Origin of the sequence: Pseudomonas sp. NPDC086581 (assembly GCF_044746165.1) — a bacterium.
Taxonomy (GTDB): Bacteria; Pseudomonadota; Gammaproteobacteria; order Pseudomonadales; family Pseudomonadaceae; genus Pseudomonas.
Window position 1 is genome coordinate 1 of the sequence record NZ_JBIVBR010000032.1, and the last position, 5,980, is coordinate 5,980.

General features: G+C 59.1%; 1 protein-coding gene. It reads right to left on the bottom strand.

Features of this window, described 5'->3' with window-relative positions:
• Positions 1-5,318 (bottom strand): Ig-like domain-containing protein (locus ACIPK7_RS29680; RefSeq protein ID WP_401091924.1); only part of this gene is annotated, 5,318 nt, incomplete at its 3' end.
• Positions 5,319-5,980 lie beyond the last annotated feature (662 nt).

Sequence of the window (5,980 nt, forward strand, 5' to 3'; positions counted from 1 at the left end):
GCCACAGCAGCGCTGTAGGTGGTGCCGTTGAGCTTGAAGCTCACCACGTCACCGGCCTTGAACTCACCGGTGGCCTTGCCGCTGATGGTCTGCTGCACTTGCGATTCGGCCTGGTTGACGATGTCGTCACCAGCAACGGTGTCGATAGTCAGTTGGGTGGTGGTGGCGCTTGGACCACTCAGATCAATGACGAGCGGGAACGGCTGCGATTGCTCGCTGAGGTTACCCGCCGGATCTTCGGAGGTGACGGTCAGTTCATGCTTGCCTTCGATCAGGGCCTTGTCGGCCGGGACTTCAAGCGACCAGGTACCGTCGTCTTTGACAATGGTCGAGCCCAGTTCGTCCTTGCCATCGAAGACATGGATGATGTCGCCCTTCTCGGCGCCACTACCGGAAATCACCGGGGTGGTGTCGTTGGTCGAGCCATCTTTCGGAACGTCGATCAGGTTGGCCGGATCGTCGTTGTCGGTCACCTTGTCGATGCTCGGCACTGCCGAGGCAACGAAGTCCACGTTCAGGTGGAAGCCGTCAGAACTGCTGTGGTTGCCGGCCTTGTCATGCGACTCGGCGACGAAGGTGTAGGCGGTTTCCGGGCTGCCCACCAGGCTGTGGGCATCGGTTGGCTTGATCTGCCAGTTGCCGTCCTTGTCTACAGTGGTGCTGCCAATCTCGACGCGCTTGCCACCATCCTGTTCTGCGAACAGATGAATGACGGTGCCCGCTTCGCCCTTGCCATGGAACACCGGGTTCGGGTCGTCGGTATAGCCGTTGTCGAGGACCTGGCCCTGGACCTTGCCGACGGTGTCTTCGACGTAATCGATGGTCGGTTGGGTCGGGTTGGTGACGTCGATATTGATGGTGAACGACGAGACCTGCTCACTCCAGTTGCCGGCCGGCTCCTTGGCACGCACGGTGAGGACATGCTCACCCTCGGCCAGGGGCGAGGTGTCGAGCGACCAGTTACCCGATGCATCGGCAGTGGTGCTGCCAATCAGGGTGTTGGTGTTGTCGTAGACCTCGACCAGGCTGCCCGCTTTGGCAGTGCCATGGATTTCCGGGGTCGGGTCATTGGTGTAGCCGCCACGCTCTACCGGCAGCAGGATCGAGCCTTCGTCGTTGAAGACGCCGGTGATGGTCGGGGCGTTGGGGTCCACGTCAGTGATAAAGGAGACTTGAGGGCTCCTCTCACCTTCGTTGCCAGCCAGGTCGGTCACGGTCACGCTGAAGTCGTGCGGGCCATTGGGCGCCGGTACGTCTACGGACCAGGTGCCATCTTTGTTCACCGTGGTCGAGCCAATCGCCTTGTCGCCGTCGTAGACGGTCACGATCGAATCCGGCGGCAGGGTTTCACCCGCGGCGTTACGCACGGTCGGCACTTCGTCGTCGGTCACATCGCCACTGTTGATCAGGCCTTTCAGATTGCCCACGTCATCGATGATATCCCACTGATTCGAGGTCAGCGGTGCCGGTGCCTGGGTGTCCACAATGAAGTGATACGGGCCAGCCTTGGTGCTTTCCATGCCGGCGGCATTCACGGCAACGGCGTAGATGGCGTACTCGCCGTCCGCGCTGCCTGCGGGCAGGTTGATCTGCCATTGCCCATTGGCGTCGGCATCGACGGTACCCAGCAGGGTCTCGCCATTGAACACCTTCACCTTCTCGTTCGGCTCGGCGGTGCCCTTGATCAGTGCGGTGTTGTCATTGGTGTAGCCCTTGGGCTGCACGTTCAGGTGCGGGAAGACGTCGTCGTTCCAGACTTCCTTGATGACTGGTGCGGTAGGCGGTGCGGTCAGGACGGTGAAGTCACGCTCGTTACTGAACTCGCTCTGGTTACCGGCCAGGTCAGTGGCCTTGGCCACCAGCTTCACGTCTCCTGCCAGGGGCGCCTTGTACTGATCGCTGGTCAGCGTCCAGTTGCCATTTTCGCCGCTGATGGTACGGCCGACTTCCACTTCCTTGCCGTTGACGATGTTGTACACCACGATCGTCAGACCGGCTTCGTTCGCGGTACCCGAGATGACCGGCTTGCGATCATCGGTCGGAACGCTGCTGCTGATCTCGCCCTTAACCTCGCCCTCGTTATCGACAACGTGCTCGATACGCGGCGCGACCGGTGCGGTTACATCAACGTGGATCGGGAACGCCGGCGACGGCTCGCTGATGTTGCCGGCACTGTCTTCAGCGGTAACCGTGAGATTGTGCTCGCCTTCGACCAGGGCCTTGTCAGCCGGGACTTCGAACGACCAGGTGCCATCTTCCTTGGCAACCGTGCTACCCAGCTCGGTTTTGCCGTCGAAGACGTGGATGACGTCGCCTTTCTCGGCGCCGCCACCGGAAATCACCGGCGTGGTGTCGTTGGTCCAGCCGTCCTTCGGAACGTTGATCAGCTGCGCGGGATCACCGTTGTCGGTGACCTTGTCGATCTGCGGGGCGGACGAAGCGTTGCTGTCGACCACGATAGCCACAACATTGGGCTCGCTCGTATTGCCCGCTGCGTCGGTGACGATGACGGAGATTGCGTTTTCGCCGTTCTCCAGGGGCTGGGTCGGCGTTACCGACCAGTTACCATCTTCATCGGCGATGACGGTCGCCACTTCGCCCGTGGGGAAAGTGACTTCCACGGTCGAACCCGGCTCGGTCTTGCCGTCGATGGTCGGGGTCGTGACGTTGGTGATGCCATCCCCCTTGGTGCCGCTGTCGGACTCTTCATTGAGCCACGCATCAGCCGGCGGAACGGAGGTGTCGACGATGATCGGCAGGACGTTCGGCTCGCTGATGTTGCCAGCCGGATCAGTGACGATGACGGTGATTTCGTTTTCACCGTCCACCAGGGGCTGGGTCGGCTTCACCGACCAGTTGCCGTCTTCATCCGCGGTGACAGTCGCCACTTCACCGTTGGGGAAGATGACTTCCACGGTAGAGCCCGGCTTGGTCTTGCCGTCGATGGTCGGCTTTTCTTCGCTGGTGATGCCATCGCCCTTGGTGCCGCTGTCGGACTCTTCATTGAGCCAGGCATCGGTCGGCGGAGCGCTGGTGTCAACGATGATCGGCAGAACATTGGGCTCGCTGGTATTGCCCGACGGGTCAGTGACGATAACGGAGATTGCGTTTTCGCCATTCTCCAGGGGCTGGGTCGGTGTTACCGACCAGTTGCCATCTTCGTCAGCAATGACGGTCGCCACTTCACCGTTGGGGAAGATGATTTCCACGGTAGAGCCCGGCTTGGTCTTGCCGTCGATGGTCGGCTTTTCTTCGCTGGTGATGCCATCGCCCTTGGTACCGCTGTCGGACTCTTCATTGAGCCAGGCATCGGCCGGTGGCGTATTGCTGTCGACGATGATCGGGAAGACGTTGGGCTCGCTCGAATTGCCCGCCGGGTCGGTGACGATCACGGAGATTGCGTTTTCGCCGTTCTCTAGGGGCTGGGTCGGCGTTACCGACCAGTTGCCATCTTCATCAGCGGTGACGGTTGCCACTTCGCCCGTGGGGAAAGTGACTTCCACGGTCGAACCCGGCTCAGTCTTGCCGTCGATGGTCGGGGTCGTGACGTTGGTGATGCCGTCACCCTTGGTGCCGCTGTCGGACTCTTCGTTGAGCCACGCATCGGCTGGCGGAGTGATGGTGTCAACGATGATCGGCAGGACGTTGGGTTCGCTCGTGTTGCCAGCCGGATCAGTGACGATGACGGAGATTTCGTTTTCGCCATTTTCCAGGGGCTGGGTCGGCGTTACCGACCAGTTGCCATCTTCATCAGCAGTGCTGGTCGCCACTTCGCCGTTGGGGAACGTGACTTCCACGGTAGCGCCCGGCTCAGTCTTACCTTCGATGGTCGGGGTCTCGACATTGGTGAAGCCATTACCAAGGGTACCACTTTCCGACTCCGGGCTCAGCCAGGCATCGGTTGGCGGGGTGCTGGTGTCAACGATGATCGGCAGAATGTTGGGCTCGCTCGAGTTGCCTGCTGGGTCGGTGACGATCACGGAGATTGCGTTTTCGCCATTTTCCAGGGGCTGGGGCGGAGTCACCGACCAGTTGCCGTTCTTATCAGCAGTAGTGGTGGCTACTTCACCTTTGGGGAAAGTTATTTCCACGGTCGCGCCCGGCTCGGTCTTGCCGACGATGGTCGGGGTTTTGTCGCTGGTGATGCCATCGCCTTTGGTGCCGCTGTCGGACTCCGGGTCCAGCCAGGCATCGGCCGGCGGAGTGCTGGTATCGACGATGATTGGCAGGATTTTCGGCTCGCTGCGGTTGCCCGCCGAGTCAATCGCGATAACAACGATCTCGTTGCTGCCTTCTGTCAGCGGCTTGGTCGGGGTAATCGACCAGTCACCGTTAGCATCCGCAGTGGTGGTTACCACTTCGCCGTTGGGGAAAGTGATTTCCACGGTCGCGCCCGGCTCGGTCTTGCCGTCAATGGTGGGGGTCTTGACGTTGGTAACTCCATCACCCTTGGTGCCGCTGTCGGACTCGGGATTGAGCAACGTCTCGACCGTTGGAGCGACGCTATCGACGATGATGTCGATGACTTTGTTCGGCGCGCTGGGCTTCTCGCCCGCGACTTCCTGGATCACCTCGATGGTGTGCGCACCGTCGGTGAGCTCAGGTACAAACGTCCAACTGCCGTCAGGCTGAACAGTAGTGCTGCCGATCTCCACACCGTTGTCGGTGACATGAATGGTCGCACCAGGAATACCGCTGCCGGAAATTTGCGGGCGGGTATCATCCGTGGAGTCGCCATCGGCCAGTTGGCCCTGGATCGAGCCGACATTGTCGGTCACTTTGGTGTTGGTCGGCGCCGCAGTGGTCTTGGTGCCAGTCTTCTTACCATCATCCTTGTTATGACGGATGATGGCGGCAGTGGCAGCGCCTGCACCGGCCAGGCCCAGCAGCAGTGGCCACAAGGCAAAACCGGCGGCGTCTTCAATCATGGCCACGGCGTAGGGAGCCCCGTCACCGCCCAGGGCGATGGGCGCAGTTTCGCCATCGACCATCAGCAGCTTGCCATAGAAGCCTTCGCCGTCGGTGCGCACGTACGCGTAAAGATGGCCGTCTTCGGAGACGCCATAGAGCTGGCCGTCCATGCCGTCTGCGAAGAAGTCCTGGATGGTGAGGTCAGGCTTTTCACTGCCCTCAAAGGATACCTGCAGGTCGTCTCCGACGCGCTTGACGGTGACGTTCTCCGGAGCGACATCGGTGCCGTCAACCTGAAGCAGGTACTTGGTGCCTGCCTGTGCCTTGACCTTGCCATTCGCCTTGACCGCAACCTTCTTGGCTGCGTTCTCGGTGACGGCTACCAGGCCGATAGTTTCAACTGCCATTTATACCCACCTCAATTGGGTCACTTGTGAGGTAGTAAGGATATTTACCCGATAGCACGAGGCATATTCAGAGGTTTCTCATAAAACTCCGAACTCTCTGACACTCCCTCCTACAACAGCAACATCGGACATGTGGATAGCAGCGCCCTCCCCCTCAGTTGTCGACCCTGGAAATCGACCAACCAAGAGACGCCTCACACACGCACCTTCAAAAAAATAATATTCGGACTATTCCCAAAAAAATACGAACCCCACAAAACCCAAGACCAAGAAGGCCCTATAAAAAGCAGCGCTTCGCCTAGAACACCAGGAGATAAGAACAGAAAAAACCGGACTAGCAAAAAGCATCAAGTCTCAGCATTCAGAATATTCCCAAAAAAAACCGAACTATCTTACAGAGCCTCTACCCTGATAACCTCAGCAAAACCAAAACCACAACCAGCTCAACATCGATCTCACCATAGAAGCACAATCGAACGCCTGCATATCGCTCATAAATTTGATATTCGGATATTTCCCAAAAAGCCACTTAACCAATCATTTGCAGCCGAACCTCAACCTGCCAATTGAATCGCCCCTAGTTTCGTAGACACCTCCAAGCCTCATAATGAGGCCCATCAGGAGGTGCCATGAGCAACCAGCGTTACCCCGAAGAATTCAAA